The sequence below is a fragment of the Mesorhizobium sp. BR1-1-6 genome, assembly GCF_020165355.1.
Classification (GTDB): domain Bacteria; phylum Pseudomonadota; class Alphaproteobacteria; order Rhizobiales; family Rhizobiaceae; genus Mesorhizobium.
The window spans coordinates 73823-93021 of record NZ_JAIUHZ010000003.1 but is presented as its reverse complement, the minus strand read 5'-3'; the positions used below and the strand labels follow the sequence as shown (position 1 = coordinate 93021).

General features: G+C 60.7%; 14 protein-coding genes and 1 pseudogene. 9 read left to right on the top strand and 6 right to left on the bottom strand.

Going from position 1 to position 19199, the window contains the following annotated elements:
* Nucleotides 1–12: 12 nt before the first annotated feature.
* From LB545_RS08330 to LB545_RS08305, 6 genes are all read right to left on the bottom strand, one after another.
* Entirely contained in the window at nucleotides 13–489 is a 477-nt protein-coding gene (locus LB545_RS08330) for an Lrp/AsnC family transcriptional regulator (protein ID WP_140499549.1), read from the bottom strand.
* A 10-nt stretch (nucleotides 490–499) separates the two neighbouring features.
* Nucleotides 500–1573 carry a tartrate dehydrogenase gene (locus LB545_RS08325; RefSeq protein WP_140523338.1) on the bottom strand — a complete coding sequence of 358 codons (1074 nt, stop codon included), beginning with the start codon at nucleotides 1571–1573 and terminating at the stop codon, nucleotides 500–502.
* Nucleotides 1574–1653: 80 nt separating this feature from the next.
* Nucleotides 1654–2979 (bottom strand): NAD(P)/FAD-dependent oxidoreductase, encoded by a 1326-nt coding sequence (locus LB545_RS08320; RefSeq protein WP_224704884.1) that lies wholly within the window; start codon nucleotides 2977–2979, stop codon nucleotides 1654–1656.
* A gap of 794 nt (nucleotides 2980–3773) precedes the next feature.
* Nucleotides 3774–4838: a cupin domain-containing protein gene (locus LB545_RS08315; protein WP_140499543.1), complete on the bottom strand. Its 1065-nt coding sequence runs from the start codon at nucleotides 4836–4838 to the stop codon at nucleotides 3774–3776.
* Between the two features lie 21 nt (nucleotides 4839–4859).
* Entirely contained in the window at nucleotides 4860–5852 is a 993-nt protein-coding gene (gene pdxA, locus LB545_RS08310; RefSeq protein WP_140499541.1) for a 4-hydroxythreonine-4-phosphate dehydrogenase PdxA, read from the bottom strand.
* Nucleotides 5849–6895: a four-carbon acid sugar kinase family protein gene (locus tag LB545_RS08305; RefSeq protein ID WP_140581823.1), complete on the bottom strand. Its 1047-nt coding sequence runs from the start codon at nucleotides 6893–6895 to the stop codon at nucleotides 5849–5851. The genes pdxA and LB545_RS08305 overlap by 4 nt, the downstream gene beginning before the upstream one ends.
* Before the next feature lie 73 nt (nucleotides 6896–6968).
* Here LB545_RS08305 and LB545_RS08300 point away from each other — a divergent pair, with 73 nt between their 5' ends.
* The 9 genes and pseudogenes from LB545_RS08300 (at nucleotide 6969) to thrC (ending at nucleotide 19171) form a co-directional block, all read left to right on the top strand.
* The gene (locus LB545_RS08300) at nucleotides 6969–7856 is read left to right on the top strand and encodes a LysR family transcriptional regulator (RefSeq protein WP_140499537.1); all 888 of its coding nucleotides are present in this window, start codon (nucleotides 6969–6971) and stop codon (nucleotides 7854–7856) included.
* Nucleotides 7857–8647: 791 nt separating this feature from the next.
* Entirely contained in the window at nucleotides 8648–10312 is a 1665-nt protein-coding gene (locus LB545_RS08295; protein ID WP_140581825.1) for an ABC transporter ATP-binding protein, read from the top strand.
* 23 nt (nucleotides 10313–10335) lie between these two features.
* Nucleotides 10336–12006 (top strand): peptide ABC transporter substrate-binding protein, encoded by a 1671-nt coding sequence (locus LB545_RS08290; RefSeq protein WP_140581828.1) that lies wholly within the window; start codon nucleotides 10336–10338, stop codon nucleotides 12004–12006.
* Nucleotides 12007–12086: 80 nt separating this feature from the next.
* Nucleotides 12087–13037: an ABC transporter permease gene (locus LB545_RS08285; RefSeq protein WP_140499531.1), complete on the top strand. Its 951-nt coding sequence runs from the start codon at nucleotides 12087–12089 to the stop codon at nucleotides 13035–13037.
* A 32-nt stretch (nucleotides 13038–13069) separates the two neighbouring features.
* Nucleotides 13070–13948 (top strand): ABC transporter permease, encoded by an 879-nt coding sequence (locus LB545_RS08280; RefSeq protein WP_140499530.1) that lies wholly within the window; start codon nucleotides 13070–13072, stop codon nucleotides 13946–13948.
* A 115-nt stretch (nucleotides 13949–14063) separates the two neighbouring features.
* Nucleotides 14064–15314, top strand: coding sequence for an NAD(P)/FAD-dependent oxidoreductase (locus LB545_RS08275; protein ID WP_263493767.1), 1251 nt, complete (start codon nucleotides 14064–14066; stop codon nucleotides 15312–15314).
* An 88-nt stretch (nucleotides 15315–15402) separates the two neighbouring features.
* Nucleotides 15403–15980, top strand: a pseudogene (locus tag LB545_RS31130) (IS481 family transposase); the annotation flags it as partial.
* A gap of 273 nt (nucleotides 15981–16253) precedes the next feature.
* Nucleotides 16254–17576, top strand: a complete 1323-nt coding sequence (locus LB545_RS08260) for an NAD(P)/FAD-dependent oxidoreductase (protein ID WP_140581914.1) — start codon at nucleotides 16254–16256, stop codon at nucleotides 17574–17576.
* Nucleotides 17577–17743: 167 nt separating this feature from the next.
* Entirely contained in the window at nucleotides 17744–19171 is a 1428-nt protein-coding gene (gene thrC / locus LB545_RS08255) for a threonine synthase (protein WP_140581833.1), read from the top strand.
* Nucleotides 19172–19199 lie beyond the last annotated feature (28 nt).

Sequence of the window (19199 nt, the reverse complement as noted above, 5' to 3'; positions counted from 1 at the left end):
CGGAGCGGCTTTTCATTTGTCGAAAATGACATCGAGAGGCAAATGGGACTTTACGATCGGTGACTTCAGCACGACGAAGCTGAAATATTTGTCGATCCCGATATCCAGTTCGAGCATGCGCTCCATGATCGTCTGATACTCGCTTATGCCCGCTGTGACGAACTTCACAAGATAATCATACCCGCCCGAAATCAGATGGCATTCGATGACGGAATCCACTTTCTGAACGGCTGTGAGAAACCTCGCGAAGTCGTTTTGTTGATGGTGCTTGAGCGTGACCTCGGTGAAGATCGTTAGAGTCTGTCCGAGCTTGGACACATCGATCTGGGCGGAATAGCCGGTAATGAAGCCTTCCGCCTGAAGCTTTTTCACCCGCATCAGGCAAGGGCTCGGCGAGAGGTTGACCAGGTCGGCAAGCTCGACGTTGGTGACCCGCCCGTTCTTTTGCAGTTGGGATAAGATCTTGATGTCGATCTTGTCGAGCTTCATCGCAAACCTGTCACACGTTCGAACTGCGGATCGTCCGGCAGACGGCGTCCGTCACGTCCTGCGTGGTCGCTGTGCCACCCACGTCCGGCGTCAGCACGCCCTCACTGGTCACTGTTTCCACTGCGCTCATCAACCGGACGGAGGCTGCGCTTTCGCCCAGATGTTCGAGCATCTGGGCAGCGGTCCAGAAGGTGGCGACCGGGTTGGCAATACCTTTGCCGGCGATGTCGAAGGCCGATCCGTGAATTGGCTCGAACATCGAGGGATAGCGCCGCTCGGGATCAATGTTGGCGGTCGGTGCAACGCCGAGACTGCCCGCCAGCGCGCCCGCAAGGTCCGACAAAATGTCGGCGTGAAGATTGGTGGCGACGATCGTATCGAGGCTGCGAGGTTTGAGTGTCATACGCACCGTCATAGCATCAACCAGCATCTTGTCCCACGAGACGTCAGGGAACTCTTGCGCCACCTCGGCTGCGATTTCATCCCACATTACCATGCCGTGACGCTGCGCGTTGGATTTCGTAACCACAGTCAGGAGCTTTCGCGGCCGTGACCGCGCCAGCCGGAATGCATAGCGCATGATGCGCGTGACCCCGACGCGCGTGAAGATCGCGACTTCGGTTCCGACCTCCTCTGGGAGGCCGCGGTGGGCACGGCCGCCATGGCCGGAATACTCACCCTCCGAATTCTCCCGCACGATCACCCAATCCAGATCGCCGGGGCCAACGCCCGCCAGCGGCGAAACGATGCCCGGCAATATCCTGGTCGGCCGCACATTCGCGTATTGATCAAAGCCTTGGCAGATCGGCAGCCGGAGACCCCAAAGCGTGATGTCGTCGGGCACATCGGGAGCGCCGACCGCACCAAAGAAGATGGCATCGAAGCGCTTCAGTTGCGCCACTCCATCTTCGGGCATCATCCGGCCATTGGCCTTGTAGTAGTCCGAGCCCCAGTCGAAGTGCTGGACGCGCAGCTTGAAGTCGCCGCAGCGCTGCTGCAGCGCCTCAAGCGCCTGGAGACCGGCGGCGATCACCTCCGGGCCGATCCCGTCGGCAGGAATGGCGGCAATCTCGTATTCGCGCATCGTCACTTCCCTGTTTTCAGCACGGCTGCTCGCAGCCTTAATCTCGTGTGCGACCGATTGTTACCTGTAAGTTGATCTTCTCAGAATTCAGCGACCTTGCCCCACGCAGCGGTCTTCAGGCGTTCGGGCCTATAAGGACGCGGGTCGACAATAGGCTCGCTGCCTGTAATGATGTCGGCGATCATATGCCCCGCGCCGGGGCCAATGCCGAAGCCGTGACCACTGAATCCCGCCGCCAGGATGAAGCCCGGAATCCCCTCCACTTCACCGATCGCGGGAATGCCGTCGGGTGTACTGTCGATATAGCCCGCCCAGGCATCGGAGATTGCGACGCGCTGGAGTTCGGGGATCAATTCACAGGCTCTTCGATATGTCAGTCGAATCTGTCCCATGTCGGGCTTCGGGTCGAGAATCCGGTTCCGTTCCATTGGCGTAATATCGTCAAGGCCCCATTTGCGCAGGCTTTCATGGCCTTGGCGCCAGCCCTCGAAGGCGCCCGGGGCGAGATTGCGCCAGCGGCGGGCGAACATCGGGATAAACTCGCGGCTGAACCTGAACTGCTGCGGCGTTGGATCGACGCGAGCCCGCCCGCTGATAGCCAGCGTGTATCCACCGTTGCTGCGCCGCGTCAGCGAGACGCTCGCTGTATGCAGGGCATCGGGCAGGCCGCTTGCGCCTGGCGCCACGGCTAGAATGGATTGACGCACGGCAGCTTGCGGGAAGCGCATACCAAGCTGGTTGCAGAAGGAGGAAGCCCACGCGCCTCCGGACATGACCGCGGTCTTCGTACGGATGGTTCCCGCTTCCGTAACGACGCCACTGACCCTGCCAGCGCTCAACTCCAGCCCGCGCGCCGCGCAATGCTGATGGACGGTACCGCCGGCCGCCATGATACCGCGGGCGGCAACCGGCACTGCCTTGGACGGATCCGCCGTTCCGTCAGTCGGTGAGAAAACGCCGCCCTTCCACTTGCGTCCGGTCACCTTGCCCTTCTCGGTGGCTTCCTCCGCGCTCAGCACATGCGTCGTAACGCCCACTGTCCCGGCGACGTCACGCCACTTCGCCCAGCCCGCCAGCTCATTTTCGTCTTGTGAGAGATAGAGGAGCCCGCACCGGCGAAATCCAGTGTTCTCGCCAGTCTCCTGTGCCACCTTCTCCCAGAGATCGAGGCTCTTGGTCGCCATCGGCAGCTCGCGCGCATCACGGTTCTGCTGGCGGCACCAGCCCCAGTTTCGACTGGACTGCTCGGCGGCCACCCGCCCTTTCTCGACCAGGGCGACGCTGAAGCCGCGGCGTGCGAGATAATACGCCGTGAACACGCCCACGACGCCGCCGCCGATCACGACGACGTCCGCCTCGCGGGGCAGGGAAGGGCTGCACTCGATGTGCATTAGCGGCGCGGGCATCTACGGGACTCCGGTTACTCTGAAGCATTCTAACCCGCGCCGAGAATAGACAGGCTGCGGAGTTGTGTGCCTGGACGGAATATCCTGCGGTTAGTGAGCCTTAGGACATGCAAATTATTGCGTGAAAAGCTCGCTGGCGTCCCACCTCACAGAGGGGAGGTAGGCTGAAGCCTCAAAGCCATCTCGTGTGAAGGGGCGTCGATTGCGTAAGCGGCCTATGGGGTCGAATCCCACGTGCCCGCATGGCAATCCGCGCCGTCGCTGGAGAAGACGTTGTCGCTGCGGCATTGCGGGGCCGGGCCAAGCAAGGCCTCGGCCGGTAGCGAAGCAGACGGCTTGATGTCGGCGTCGGCGAACAGTTGGACAAGGCCGGGCTTCGTCGGTTTGTCGCAAGCGGCTGCGCAGAACGAAAACCGCACGCCTGATCCGCTCTGGATCCGAAGCGCGGTGCCACATCCGATGACAACGCCGCTTGCGGCCCGAGCACCAGCGGGCCGTCCCGGTCGCCGTGGGGATCAGCTCTCCTTCCACCACGACGATGGTTTCGATGTGGGGGAAGCTTGCGACTTCGAGCTCACCAATAAAGCTGGTTCGGCCCACGATCATCGAGTCCGGTCCTTCCCAGGCGATTTCGCGATGCCCCACCAAGGGGTCGTCCTTGCCGAACGCTGCCCTGCGGAAAGAGCTTGCAACGGGTGCGCCGTCGGCGCGATGCAGCACTATAGCCACGGTCATGATTGCTCTTGCGCCTTGCGTCATGATTTCACTGAAACCTAGCAGTCGGTTCCGTCGTGCTAAGCAGTCAACTGGGATCGCTCAGAGTGTGCGAGATCAGTTCCCGCGGGTGGGTAGCAGGGTAGAGCGGTTGACGTTGCCAGCAACACTTCACATCCTTCCTCGCCCAAGGCCACCGCACTGTGCTCAACGCCATATGGAACGACGATGAACTCTCCGGGTTCGATGATCTCTTCACGGTCACGAAATTTCATGAGCAGGCGTCCCCGGTGAACGAAGAACAGCTGATCGTCGTGCTGCCGAAATGACCAGTTAGAGCTTCCCTTGAACAGGGCGACCTGGATTTGCATGTTGTTGACATGCACCTCGACTTTAGGCTCCCAAGGCGCGTGCAGCCCGGCAAACTCAATTGACAAATTCTTCTTGTGAATTGGCGAAAGGTGCTTGTTCAGGGCAGCGACGTCGCGAATGATCGCGGTGAGTTGGCTTGGTAGGTCATTCCCATTGGCCGGGTACTTGCCATCCAAAGCCGCAGTCCCAATCGTAAAACCAGCTGCGCCTGCGCTTTGGACGACTGCGATTCGTTCAGGGGTGTCGATCGAACCTGCAATGTAGACAGGCTTGGTGACCGCAGCGCAGACAGCCTTCATCAACTCGGGCACGTTCTGCGCCGAACGGTATGCCAGCAGGTCCAGGCCATGCACTCCATCGCGCCCTGCAATCGTCTTGGCACTTTCGACAATTTCGTCGATGGCGCCTTCAAGCACGCTCGGATGACCGGCAATCCGACCCGGAAACGGGAAGTACTGGATGCCGGTGTCCCTGAGGATCGGCAGCACATCGTCGACCCGCGTGCCACCAAGAAGAACGTCAACGCCGATTGCGGCAGCTGCCTTTGCCGAAGCAATTTCGCTTTCGCGGTCCAGTGACACGACTTCCAGATAGGAAGTTGCACCGCCCGTCCTGATGGCTGCATTGAGGCCTTTCAGCTGCTCGATCGGCACGCCGATGTCCTTGAACCCGATGTGCCGCACGCCAAAGCTGAGCGCGGTTTGAAGTTGCTGCGACGCGTCCGGAACCGTGCGGTCATTGCGCGTAAGCATGAAGATAAAGCGTAACCCCATCGGTGGTGGTTCCTTTCGAATCTAGTTCGTTTTGGTTCGCGCCGCTACCAGCCGCTTGGCGTAGGCAAGCGCCGTTTCCAAGCTGGCCTGGTCTGCAATCCCCCGGCCCGCGATGTCGAAGGCCGTGCCATGATCTGGGCTGGTGCGGACGAACGGCAGGCCAAGCGTGATGTTCACGCCCTTTTCCAACCCGAGATACTTCACAGGGATCAGCCCTTGATCGTGGTATTGTGCCACCACAACATCGAATCGGCCTTGACGTGCTTGCATGAAGACGGTGTCGCCCGGATAAGGGCCAGTGGCGTCGATGCCCTCGGCTCGGGCCGCGTCGATTGCAGGTTGTATGATCCGGATTTCCTCGTCCCCGAAGAGGCCGCCTTCACCTGCGTGCGGATTGAGACCTGCTACGGCGACACGCGGGATCGCGAAGCCGAGAGCTTTTCCACCGTCGTGGGCGAGCCGAATGGCGGATAGCTGAGCGTCGAAATCGCCCTGTTCGATCGCCTTGCTCAGCGACGTGTGGATCGTGACGAGCACCGTGCGGATGTCATCGTTCGCAAGCATCATCGCCACGCGCTTGGCGCCGCCGTAGTCGGCCAGAATTTCGGTATGGCCGGGGTAGCGGATTCCCGCGCTGGCCATCGCCTCTTTATTGATCGGGGCCGTGACGATGCCGCTCACTTGTCCGGACTTCGCTGCTGCGATCGCTGCAACGATGGCGTCGAAGGCCGCCTGCCCGGAGATCGCGCTGATACGCCCGATTGGTGGGGACCCGGTAATGCGGGTGGTTTCGATAACTTCAATTCGCCGCGGCTCGAATTGAGCTGCATCGGCAGCGTTGATGCGTCGCACCTCGATGTTCAACCCGAGCCGGCGTACAATATCCTGCATGACAACATAGCTGCCGAACACGACGACGCGTTCGCCGCCCTTCGCAAGCACCTTCGCCACGATCTCCGGTCCAATGCCGGAGGCGTCGCCCATCGTGAGAGCAAGCGGGGGAATGTTCTTCATTGGGTTGCTCCACGTATCCGCGCGACGGCGCGCGTCAGGGCGTCGTCACTGCCAAAGCCACCGGCCTTCATCGCGAACAGGAGCGAGCGCCCATCGCCAAGCCTGGCGAGACCAAGTGGGAATCCGGGATCGAGTTCTTGCAGGATCTCGAACTCACGGACGTTGAGAAGATCCAGGATCGCGTCCATCGTGTCGCCGCCGGTGGCGATCAAAGCGCCGAAGCGTGGGCTTTGAAGCTCTTGCGCTGCGTCTTGTGCGATACGGCGCAGCACCGCTGCCGAGTCCGCCTCGCGCGCCCTTGGTCCGCGCAGCAGCATCACGCCCCTGACCTCCTGGAGTTGGTCTGCCTGCTGATGACTGCGCAAATTTGCGCTCCCAATGACGACCAAGACATCGCTACTGATGCCATCGAGCAATGGCGGTGGGGTCTTCGCTTGCACAAAACGCCGCGATAGGGCTGCAGCCATTCCGGGAGAACCAACCCAAAGGACCGACTCTGGATCCTCGATGGAAGCAATCTGCGAATCGAGTTCTTCCTGCGTTTCTGCATCAAGCAGCCTGACATTCTTGATGCAGTTGGGGACCAGGTCGACTAGCGCGGAATGCCGCACGGGATGCACGGGGTCATGGCTATACGCACTTTCCGACACCGGGATGCCGTCAACGAACTGAATGCCCCTCACTGTCGTACGTCCGGCCTGGGGGAACGCCGGCGCGAAGAGCAGCGATTTGCGGCCGCTCGCCGCAAAACATGCTTCAAGCTCCTCCGTTACGTGGCCGCGTAGAGTGGAGTCCACCGTTTTATAGAGCACGGCACGGCTGGCAAGTCGTGCGGTCAATCGAGCGACCGCCTCGAACGCTTGCGACGAAGTAGCAGACCGCGAACCGCTATCGACTGCGATTACCGCTGCCGCTTGGTTCGGAAGCTGGCGTCTGCCGATCGATGCAGTCAAGCCGCGGGCGACGAAAGGTGCTGCGCCATCTGCCGCGCTGGTGAGGTCATCGGCGAGGACCGCTATGCTGGGTTGATGATGGGTGCGCATGCATCAATTAACAAAACGTCGCCAAGTATGAATAGCGATAGTTTCTGACGAAATCGGTGATAGATTGTCACTGATGGATCGCTCGGACATACCTTCGCTCGACGACCTGCGAGCGTTCGAAGCAACAGCGCGGCTGGGTTCGGTCCGGCTTGCAGCAGACTCGCTTGCGCTCACGCACGGCGCCGTGAGTCGCCGTATCACCAAACTCGCCCATGACATCGGGGTCAGGTTGTTTGAAAAGAATGGGCGAGGCCTGCGGCTCACCCCGGCTGGCGAGACACTCAACCTGACTCTCGGGAAGTTCTTCGGTGAGTTGGCCACCACAGTGCAAAGCCTGCGTACCGCCAATGCCGGGAAGAATGCCCTTGTGCTCTCCTGCGAGCCTTCAGTTGCCATGCGTTGGCTTATTCCGCGCCTGGCGGCGCTTCAAGTGGCGCATCCGAACATGGCCCTCCACCTCTCCGTGGGTGGTGGGCTTGTGGAATTTCGCAAGAAACAGGTCGATCTCGCTATTCGACGGCTGGACTTCGCTGTGCCCGAGACATGGAACGTCCGGACCCTTTTCCCCGAAACGGTTGGGCCCGTTATGAGGCCGGAAGTGGTGCCAGCGTTCGAACGTGGCGACTATCTCGCTCTCGGGTCGAAGACTCGACCTGACGCGTGGGCGCAATGGCTGAAGACCCATCCGTCGGCGCGTCGACCCACAGAAATGCGATACTACGACAATCACGCGCTGATCGTCGAGGCAGCGTCCGCAGGCTTGGGTGTAGCCCTCAGTCCGCTCGTACTCGCGGTTGACGATGTGGAACGAGGAAGCCTGGCGGCGCCTGCTGGCTTTGACCCCGACGGCAGTCAATATGGGTTGATATGGTTGGGGTCGAGTGAACTGCAAGGTGTGGAGTTTGAACTCGCAGAGTGGCTCCAAGCGCAGTTCAGCGGCCTGAGCCCCCAGCACCTTTGAAAGAGCGCCCTGCGAGCTTCGCCTAGCTGAATGTGGTCGACCGGCATCGAAAAGCAGCAACCGAGCATTGATAGGCCGGGTAGAGTTTCTCGATGAGCGGCACAGTTTGCCGTGCTTGGTTCCGCACTACCATTTTACAGGCATCCTGATGAGGCATCGCATGGGCGCATCACGGGCTTCGTACAGGTGACGCCGGTTACTACCTACCTTCAACGCCTGGATGGGTGCCAATCCATTTCAAATGCGGAAAATCCCGGCGCGGCGGATCGTGCAAATTCCTGTGACAAGGAATGCCGTGCCCGCCTTGGACAGGTCGGCACGGCGGCTGGCCTCATTGCTCATTCATTTTTGGGGCAATCACTCTCAGACTCTCACCTATCCCACGCTATCATCATCAGGCCAAACAGAGTGAAATGCCAATTCGGACGCTCTTTTCAGAAGTTCGTGCTGCTCGCGGGCCAAGTTTCGATGACTCTGCGGAAACAGAACAGTCAAACTGGCTGAAAGAACGGAGCCAACCTCTTTATGGCGGGCAGGCTCCAGAGGACATCCGATAAGGCACAGTTTGCCCCATCGGTGAGTTCTCCAAGAAAAGGGAACACAGTTCGGTACACGGCCGGATTTTCATAAGGGAGTGGCCTGGATGAGCAGAACCCGTCTCTCGCGGCCTCAGCGTGCGAAGCGTCGAGATGCCCAGGCTACGGCTGTTGCGGTGAGGCGCTTCTGCTCAAAGGGCGATGATGCGGTCCGCAACAGCGTGGACCCGCTCGGTTGAAGGGGATCTGATCCAGATGGTCGCAAGCATCCAGGCTGTTGCCCCCCATGACATAGCGCTTTCGGTGCGCGATCTGACCGTAAGCCTGCCGGCCGGGATGGAGCGGGTCCATGCGGTCGAGAATATCTCGTTCGATCTGAAACGCGGCCAGATCCTCTGCATCATAGGCGAGTCCGGATCAGGCAAGTCGGTCACGGCGAACGCGATCATGGGGCTCCTGCCCAAGGTGATCCGCCTCTCATCGGGTTCAATACAGTTGGAGGGGATGAACATCATCGGCATGTCGCCCGACAAGCTGCGCAACCTGCGTGGTCGGGTCGTGTCGATGATCTTTCAGGATCCGCTCTCGGCGCTCAATCCCCTGATGACCGTGGGCGCGCAGATTGACGAGGTCATGGCCGCGCATGGATACGGCACGCCAAAAACCTGCCGCGACCGCGCCATTGAGCTGCTCACCGAAGTGGGCTTGCCAGATCCCGAACTCATGTATCATCAGTACCCTTTCCGGCTTTCGGGCGGGCAGCGACAGCGCGTCATGATCGCCATGGCCTTGGCGCTCGAGCCGACGGTGCTGATCGCCGATGAGCCAACCACTGCGCTCGACGTGACCACCCAGGCACAGATTCTGGAGTTGATCCGCGACATTCAGCGCCGCAAGGGCATGAGCGTGATGTTCATCACCCACGATTTTGGCGTGGTGGCGGAGATCGCCGACAGCGTCGTGGTGATGGAAAAAGGTCACATCGTCGAGCAGGGCAGCGCCGAGCAGGTGCTGAAGTCGCCCAAGCATCCCTATACGCAGCGCCTGATCGCGGCCGTACCGCATCTGACCGGCGAAGATCGCCCTCGTGCGGAAGCCGCCAGCAAGGAGCCGATCCTGAAAGTCGAAGGTCTGGTGAAGACCTATCATGGCGGCAGCGCGCTATTCGGAGCGCAGCGGATTGTGATGGCGGTGAACGAGGTTTCGTTCGAACTGGCGCAAGGCCGCACCCTGGGCGTCGTAGGCGAGAGCGGTTCAGGAAAATCCTCGCTGGGCCGGCTTCTGATCAAATTGCTGGACAGCGACGGCGGCGAGATTTTGTTCGAGGGATCTGACATCGCCAAGCTTTCCGAAGCGAAGTTCCGCCCACTTCGACCGCGGATCCAGATGATCTTCCAGGATCCCTTCGCGTCTCTGAACCCACGCTCAACGGTCGGCCATATCATCACGGTCGGTCCGGTGGCACACGGAATGCCTTACGCCCAAGCGCGCGAGGAAGCGCGGGCGCTCCTGGCCCATGTCGGTCTCGATGTCGGCGCCTTCGGCCGCTATCCGCACGAGTTCTCGGGTGGGCAACGCCAGCGCATAGGCATCGCGCGCGCGCTGATGTTCAAACCGAAGCTGCTCATTGCCGATGAGGCGGTTTCCGCGCTCGACGTGTCGATCCAGGCGCAGATCCTGCAGCTTCTGGACCAGATCCAGCGCGAGACTGGCGTATCGATGGTCTTCATCACGCACGACCTGCGAGTCGCCAGCCAAATCTGCGATGAAATCGCCGTGATGCAGAAGGGCCGGATCGTCGAGCGCGGACCGCCCTCGCAGATATTCCTGAACCCGCAAGCAGCCTACACGCGCCAACTCGTGGCGGCGATTCCGGGGGAGCGGCCAGGCAATGCCCGTCCCATTGCAGCAAACGCATGAAAAATAACAAGAGAGGAACTACGATGACCAAAAATGCAACGACTACATCCAACTATTCGAGACGCCAGGCACTCCGACTGATGGCGCTAGGTGGGGCTGCAGGCTTGATCGCGCCCAATCTTCTGGGCAAGTCCGCTTTCGCCAAGACCCCTGCCACGGGCCCGGCCGGTCGCGTCGTCGTCGGCCTCTCACAAGAGCCGACGGTGTTCAATCCGCTGATGGCGCATATCGAAGTCGATGACGCGGTCCATTTCTCGGTTTTCGATGCGTTGGTCAGGATGGATGCCGAAGGTGTCCTTCAGCCGAACCTCGCGGCCGAGGTGCCAAGCCAGAAGAACGGCGGCATTTCGGAGGATGGTCTCAACTGGCGCATCCGGTTACGTGACAATGTTCGCTGGCACGACGGCGAGCCCTTCACGGCCGAGGACGTGAAATTCACCCTTGAGCTCATCACCAACCCGAAATTTCGCGCTTGGCGTACAAGCGGCCATTCGCTCGTGCAGGACATTACGGTGGTTTCGCCCACCGAGATCACCTGGCGGATGAAGGAGGCTTTTGCGCCCTATCTGTCGTTCCTGGCCGAAACCTTCATAGTGCCCAAGCACATCCTGGGGAAAGAGGGCGATCCGAATACAGCGGCGTTCAACCAGGCGCCGATCGGCACCGGCGCTTTCAAGTGGAGCCAACGGGTAGCCGGCGACCATATCGAGCTCGTCGCCAACCCCGAGCATGCCGGCGAGGGCCCCTATGTCGAGCAGCTCATCTTCAAATACATCCCCGATATGACGGTGCTCTACACGCAGTTCAAGAGCGGCGACGTCGACCTGGTCGATCAATCCTACATTACCGCCGACCATTATGCTGAAGCCCGCGAATTGCCAGACCGCGTGGTGACACTGGAGACCGGCGCATCCGTGGAGTCGATCTACCTCAATCTGGGGCGCCCGCAGTTCAAGGACCTGGCAGTGCGCCAGGCGCTTTACGCCGCAATGGACAGGAAAGCGATCGTTGACACGATCTATTACGGCGTGGGCACTCTCACCGAGACCTTCATGCCGAAGGAGTCCTACTACTACAATCCGAACCTGCCCGCGCAGGAATTCAATATGGACCGCGCGCGACAAATTCTGGATGAGGCCGGCTGGGCGCCAGGCCCGGATGGAATTCGCGCCAAGGATGGAGTGCGACTGTCCTTTGCCAATTCGACGACGTCAGGCAACAATCTTCGCGAGCAGACGCAGCAGTTCCTGCAGCAGACGTTTGCCGAGATCGGCGTCGAGATGACGATCTCGAACTTGCCGGCTGCGGTCATGTGGGGCGAATTCTGGCTGAAGTCGCAGTTCGACACCGCCATGGTGGGCGTTACCTATCTGATTGCCGCGGACCCCGACGCCACAAACCGCCTCCATACGAAGGCAATCGCTGCTCAAGGCGGGCACGGTTCGAACACCGGGCAGTATTCCAACCCCGAAGTCGATGCCCTGCTTGAAAAGGGTGCTCGCAGCTTCGATCAGGAAGAGCGGCACGGGATCTATAACCGCGTGCAGGAAGTGGTGCGTCATGATCTGCCCTTCCTGCCGCTGTTAGCGATCACCAACGTGCTCGGACGCAAGGCAGGGTTGGACGGTTTCAAGCCCAATGCCAACACGCGCACCGCGTCGTGGCATGCCGCAGACTGGCGCTGGAAGGCCTGATCCATCCTATTGCCGTCGCCGGATTTCACTGCGGCGACGGCAACAGCCTAAAATCGCCAACCCACAACGGAGGACTCAGAATGCGCGGCTTCCTGCTCAATCGCCTCTCGCAGAGCCTGGTGCTGCTTGTGATCGTTTCGATCATCGGCTTCGGCATTCTGAACCTCCTCCCGGGCGGCCCACTGGCGCAATTCGGGCTCGATCCCGGAATGACCCAGCAGGATATCGAGCGGCTGAAGGGATTGCTTGGCCTCGATCGGCCTATATGGATCCAATACCTGGACTGGGCATGGCGGCTGCTGCAGGGCGACTGGGGACACTCCTTCCGCGACGGAGCGCCGGTATTGCAGATCATTGGCAGCCACGTGTTCGCCACGCTGCTGCTGATGGGATCTTCAACCGTGATTGCGATCTCCATTGGCGCCTGGATTGGAATTCGGGGCGCCACACGCCGCTACTCGCTATTCGACTATCTAGCGACTGTCGGTGCCATGATCGCTTTGTCGGTCCCTACCTTCTGGTTCGGACTCGTCGGCATCTACATCTTTTCCCTGAAGCTGGGCTGGCTGCCCGCGGGCAATATGTCCGAGATCGGAGATGCCTCGATCCTGGGATATCTCCACCATTTGATCCTGCCAAGCATCGTGCTGTCGCTGGTCCATGTCGCGATCTGGAGCCGCTACATGCGGACGGCGACCCTCGACGCCATCAGCCAGGACTTCGTCAAGACGGCTCGGGCCAAGGGATTGAGCGAACGGCGGATTCTGATGAGGCATGTCGTCGGCAACGCACTCTTGCCGATGATTACCTTGGCCGGGATGCAGCTTCCCAGTGTTCTCACCGGCGCTCTGGTGACCGAAACCGTCTTTACCTGGCCGGGAATGGGACGGTTGTTCCTGGATAGCCTTGGCTATAGCGACTATCCGGTTGTGATGGGGCTTTTGATGTTCTCGGCCATCCTCGTTCTGCTTGGAAACCTAATCGCCGACATTGTCGTCGCTATTGTCGATCCACGTATTCGCCTGGCTTGAGCGCGCAACTTCCCCGACAGGAGACAGCCGATATGACCGCTCTCACCGCAAATGCAGCTCCAAGCCGATGGACAAACAACCGCGCGGCGCTTCGTTTCATGAGACACCGCCTGGCGCTGCTCGGGTTGGCGATGATCATTTTCCTCGTGCTTGCTTGCGTGCTCGGCCCCCATCTACTGCCTTATGACTCACTGTATATCGATCTGCGGGCCCGCTTTGCCCCACCGCTGACGGGCCACCACTTTCTGGGCACTGATCCGCTTGGCCGCGACCTTGCGGCAAGATTGTTGATGGCGGGACGAATCTCGCTGCTGGTGGGTTTCTTCGCCATGGTATTGTCGACCCTCGTCGGCACGCTTGTCGGCGTGATCGCCGGCTATCGCGGCGGCTGGATCGGGGCGACGCTGATGCGCACGGTCGATGGCTTCCTGTCGTTCCCTTCGATCTTTCTGCTCCTGGCGCTGGCTGCGGCACTGAAGCCCAGTCCTGTGATGATCACCGTCATCATCGCCCTCACCAGTTGGATGGAGGTTGCCCGTATCGTGGAAGCGGAAGTCCGCTCGTTGCGGGAACGCGAGTTCGTCCTGGCCGGGCGCATGCTGGGATTGAGCGGCACCCACATCATGTTCCGCGAGATACTGCCCAACGCCATGGGACCCATTATCGTTGCTTCCACCCTGACGGTCGCGCGCGCCATTCTAATGGAAGCCTACATCAGCTTCCTGGGCTACGGAATTCAGCCGCCATTGCCCAGCTGGGGCAACATGCTCAACGGCGCCCAGCAATATCTGGGCAGCGCACCTTGGCTGGCCATCATTCCCGGAGCTGCAATCACCATCGCGGTGACCAGTTTCAATTTCATTGGTGACGGACTGCGTGACGCGCTGGACGTCCGGGACGACCATATTTGAAGTGCCGCGAGCGGCCGCTTTCTTAATCCCTGGAACATCAAGAGAAGTCAGTCACGTGCAAGAGCCCAAAGTCGCCGAAAAGAACACGCCCTACTGGTGGGAAGCGGCGCCCGTCATGCCGCTGCCGCGGCAGCCGCTGGCAAAGAAGCTCGATGTGGTGATTGTCGGCGCCGGCTATGCCGGGCTTTCGGCTGGGCTTGTGCTGGCGCGCGAGGGGCGCTCGGTCGCCGCTTTCGATGCTATGCATCCGGGCGAGGGTGCTTCCACGCGCAACGGCGGGATTACGAGCGGCAGCATCCGGCCGGACCATGCCACGATCACCCGGCGCTTCGGTGAAGAGAAGGCCATGGCGATCGAGGCCGAGGGCAAGATCGCGCGCGAATTCCTCTACGACTTCATCAAGACCGAAGGGCTCGACTGCGACTTCCGGCTGGTTGGCCAGTTCAAAGGCGCTTTCGGGTATCAACAGTATGAGATAATGGCGCGTGGCGCCGAGACACTGGCGAAGAAACTGGGGATCCAGTCCTACGCCGTTCCGCATGCCGAGCAGCGAAATTATATCGGCACCGACTTCTACCGCGGCGGAACCGTTCGGATGGACATTGGCGGGCTGCACCCCGCAAAGTTCCACGCTGAGCTCCTGCGGGTGGCGCTCGCATCCGGGTTGACGGTCCATTCGCATACAGTGGTCAAGTCGATCGAGGGGAACGGTTCGGGGTTCCGCGTGGTGACTTCGGCAGGGACGGTCGATGCACGGCAGGTTCTGGTCTGCACCAATGGATATACCGACGGCGCCGCTCCCTTCCTGCGTCGCCGCTTGGTTCCGGTCCGCAGCCGGATCATCGTGACCGAGGAACTTGCGCCCGATGTCATGGCGCAACTGATGCCGAAGCTGATGACGATCACCGAAAACCGGCAACTCGGTTTTTATTATCGTCCCTCGCCCGACGGAAAACGCATTCTGCTGGGCGGGCGCGACAGTTCTCGCGTCGGCGATCCGGTGGCGCCGAAACTTCTGCTACGCAAGGGCCTGGTGAACCTTTTCCCGGAGTTGGAAAACGTGCGCCTTTCGCATTGCTGGTTCGGCAACGTCGCGATGAACCGCGATATGCTGCCCCGAATCTTCGAGAAGGAAGGTGTGGTCTATGCCACCGGCTTCTGCGGTTCGGGCGTGGTCTGGGCGCCATGGATCGGCATGCGTGCGGCCCACAAGCTGATCGGGCATGGTGAGCAGTCGCGCACAGCGTTCGACTTTCGACCGCCTTCCGCCATCCCGCTCTATCGCGGCACTCCGTGGTTCATGCCTGCGATTATCCAGGGCTATCGGTTGCAGGACCGTATCGCCTTCTGGCGCGCCAGCCGCTGAGGCCAAAGGTGACGGCCTTTTTGACCATTCGTCGCTGCGGCCCGGCTGGAGCACCGCGGAGCTTGACGGCGCCGGCGAAGCGCTATGGAAGAAGACCGTCGCGAAGTTGCAGAGTCGAATCTGTGTCCTCGATCTGCCGATTGCGCCGAAGGAGGCGCGGTCGACCCTGCTCACGGTCGATGAAGAGGCCGTCATCGTCGCCTTTCGACGCTATACGCTGCCGCCGCAGGATGACTGCTTCTATGCGTTGCAGCCGACGATCCCGCATCAGGGCAAGCAGCACAAGTTCGTCGCCATCTATCGTACCTCGAAGGTCGCCTTCATGGAATTGCATGAGAAGGCCACCACTGTCGTCTCCCGAGAGTTCCTGCTCCGGTTGATCGCGGCCGTTCCCTATAAATCCACTCAGTGCTCACCGACGATGGAAGCAGTTCACCACACCCAATGCCGGAGGCTCGGCCGCGCCGCTGATCAAAGGGGCTATAGCCAACGGGCGAACGCTTCTGGGCGCACGCCTTCGAATATGCCTAGGCCACGAACGACATCGAGCACCGTACGACTAAGGCCAAGCATCATTGGACCAATGGACAGGTCGAGAGGATGTACCGCACGATCAAGGACGCCACGGTCAAACGCTTCTGCTAGGAGAGCCACGAGCAGTTCGGGTAACACCTCGCCGACTTCGTTGCCGCCTACAACTTCGCACGCAGGCTCAAGACCCTCAAGCGCGATCCAACGGACTCGCGAGCAGGTTACGCCGCCCTGCGCCGAACTGGAACTCGGTCGGGCCTGAGCAGTTCGTATCGATCAAGGGATCAAAAGCGCGCACATCTGGCGAAGTCCTAGATGATTTCGGCACATTCTTTCGAGCGCACGATGCGATGAAGGGCTGATCGGAACTTTGCTTCCGCCTTCATGGCAGCCGAGGTTGGTTGGAACATGTCGCCCCGAGTCGAACGCATTCACAGCGATGAGCGTCTCCCGGCCGAAGTCGATGTCGTCATCGTCGGCGGCGGCATCCTCGGCTCTACGGCCGCCTATTTCCTGGCGAAGCGTGGCCTCTCTGTGGCTCTGCTAGAGAAGGGCCACATCGCCTGTGAACAATCGAGCCGAAACTGGGGTTGGTGCCGCCAGCAGAACCGCGATCGGCGCGAACTGCCGCTCTCGGTGATCTCCATGCGACTGTGGGACGAGCTGACGCGCGATATCAATCGGGACCTTGGATTTCGACGCTGCGGTCTCGTCTATGCGACTCACGACGAGGCTGTGCTCGCCGGCTGGGAAAGGTGGCGCGAGGTCGCCAGGGAATACGAGGTCGACACCCGCATGCTGAGCCGGGCGGAGGTGGCCGAGCGCGTCCCCGAAGCGCGCGACAAATGGGTCGGCGGGACCTATTCAGATCGGGATGGTAAGGCCGAACCTGCGCTCGCCGCGCCGGCTATCGCCGATGGGGCCAGAGCTCTGGGCGCCACCATCCACCAGGAATGCGCCGCGCGGGCGCTCGACTTGGCCAACGGCAAGATCGCGGGCGTGCACACGGAGAAGGGCTACATCAGAACCGGCGCGGTGCTGTGCGCCGCTGGCGCCTGGTCCTCGCGCTTCCTTAGGCCGCTCGGGATCAGTTTCCCCCTAGCGAGCATCCGGCAGACCGCGCTGCGTTCCACCCCGACAATCAACATAGGCGAGGCGGTCTCCACACCCTACTGCACGATCACGCGCCGACTGGACGGCAGCTATACGCTTGCGATCAGCGGCAAGGCGAATCTCGAAATCACGCCCCAAGCGATCCGGTATAGCCGGGAATTCATGCCGCAATTCTTGCGTCGCCTAAAGAACGTCAGGCTCGGCATCGGTCAATCGTTCCTTTCGGGGCCGGACTCAATGCCGGCGCTGCTGACCAGCGACGATCGGATCTTCGAACAGAATCGGGTGCTGGATCCTCCACCCTTAAAATGGCTGGTAAGCCAAGTCGTGGAGAGTGTCCGGAAGACCTTCCCCCAACTCGGCGACATAGAGATCGATAGTGCCTGGGGCGGCTTCGTCGATTGCACGCCCGACGCAGTGCCTGTGGTGTCGCAGGTGGATGCGGTGAAAGGTCTCGTCCTCGCGGCGGGCTGCTCGGGCCACGGCTTCGGTTTGGGCCCGGGGCTTGGTTATCTGGCCGCAGAGCTTGTCGTAAACGACACCCCTTGCGTCGATCCTACACCATTCCGCCTGTCGCGTCTGGTCGACGGCTCGAAGCTGGACATCGCCGCTATCTGAAGATCAGCCGGAAGTCAGGCCTGACGCGCACAAACAATCGCCGCTATGGCCTGCAGGACAAGATCGCGTGGTGGCGGGCCCAACGCTGACCGCTAAAACTGGCGGCCCATTGACCATGCGGCGCTGCGGCCCGGCTGAACGATCGCGTCTACAGGGAAGAGCATCACATGCACTACATCTCCACACGCGGCCATTCCGAACGCAGGAAGTTCTGCGAGATCCTGCTTGAAGGTCTGGCGCCGGATGGCGGGCTCTATGTGCCCGAGACGTACCCGTTTGTGGATGACCCAATGCTGGATCGGTGGCGAAGGCTGTCCTATCCGGACCTCGCCTTCGAGATCCTGTCGCTCTACATCGACGATATTCCGCCCGTCGATCTGAAGGCCATCTGCGCAAAGACCTATACGCCCGAGGTTTTCGGAACCACCAGGATCGCGCCGGTGCGCGCGCTTGAGACGTGTCTCCACGTGGCGGAACTGTCGAACGGCCCGACGCTGGCGTTCAAGGACATGGCGATGCAGTTGCTTGGCAATCTGCTCGAGTATGAACTGGCGCGGCGTGGTGAGGAACTAAACATCCTCGGGGCGACCAGTGGCGACACGGGCAGCGCGGCGGAATATGCCATGCGCGGCAAGAAGAGGGTGCGGGTCTTCATGATGTCGCCGCACGGACGCATGAGCACCTTTCAGCAAGCCCAGATGTTCAGCCTGCAGGACGAAAACATCCATAACATCGCCATCGAAGGGGTGTTTGACGATTGCCAGGATATCGTGAAAGCCGTGTCCGGCGATGGTGATTTCAAGAGGCGCCACCGGATAGGCGCCGTCAATTCGATCAATTGGGCCCGGCTGATGGCTCAGGTCGTCTACTATTTCTCCGCCTACTTCCAGGTCACCGCGGGGAACACATCAGAGGTCGACTTCACCGTTCCTTCAGGGAACTTCGGAAACATCTGTGCTGGTCACGTCGCGCGCATGATGGGACTTCCCGTATCCCGTCTCGTCATTGCAACCAACGAGAACAACGTGCTCGATGAGTTCTTCCGCACCGGCGTGTATCGCGTGCGGGGCCGAGCGGACACGTATGAAACATCAAGCCCATCGATGGACATTTCCAAGGCCTCCAATCTCGAGCGTTTCGTCTTCGACCTGCTCGGTCGCGATGCGAGCCGAACGAAATCAATGTTCGACAACCAGCTCGGGGGAAGAGGATCGTTCGATCTCAGTGGTGATCCCGCCTTTGCGCAGGTGGCGGTTCGTTTTGGTTTCTACAGCGGCAAGAGCACGCACGCCGACCGCTTGGAGACGATCCGTGACACGTGGCGCCGCTTCAACGCGTTAATCGACCCACACACTGCTGACGGCATCACGGTCGCACGCAGGCACTCCGTTCCGGAGATGCCGATGATCGTGCTCGAGACGGCCCTGCCGGTCAAATTTGCGGGGACCATCAGGGAGGCTTTGGGCCGCGAGCCAGATCGTCCAGAACGGTTCGATGGAATAGAAGATTTGCCGAGACGATTTAAGGTCATTCCCGCCGATGCGCAGACCGTAAAGACCTACATCGCCGAAATCGTGCAGGGTGCGGCCTGCTGAAGAACTGCTTGAGCAATCGGAGATCGTT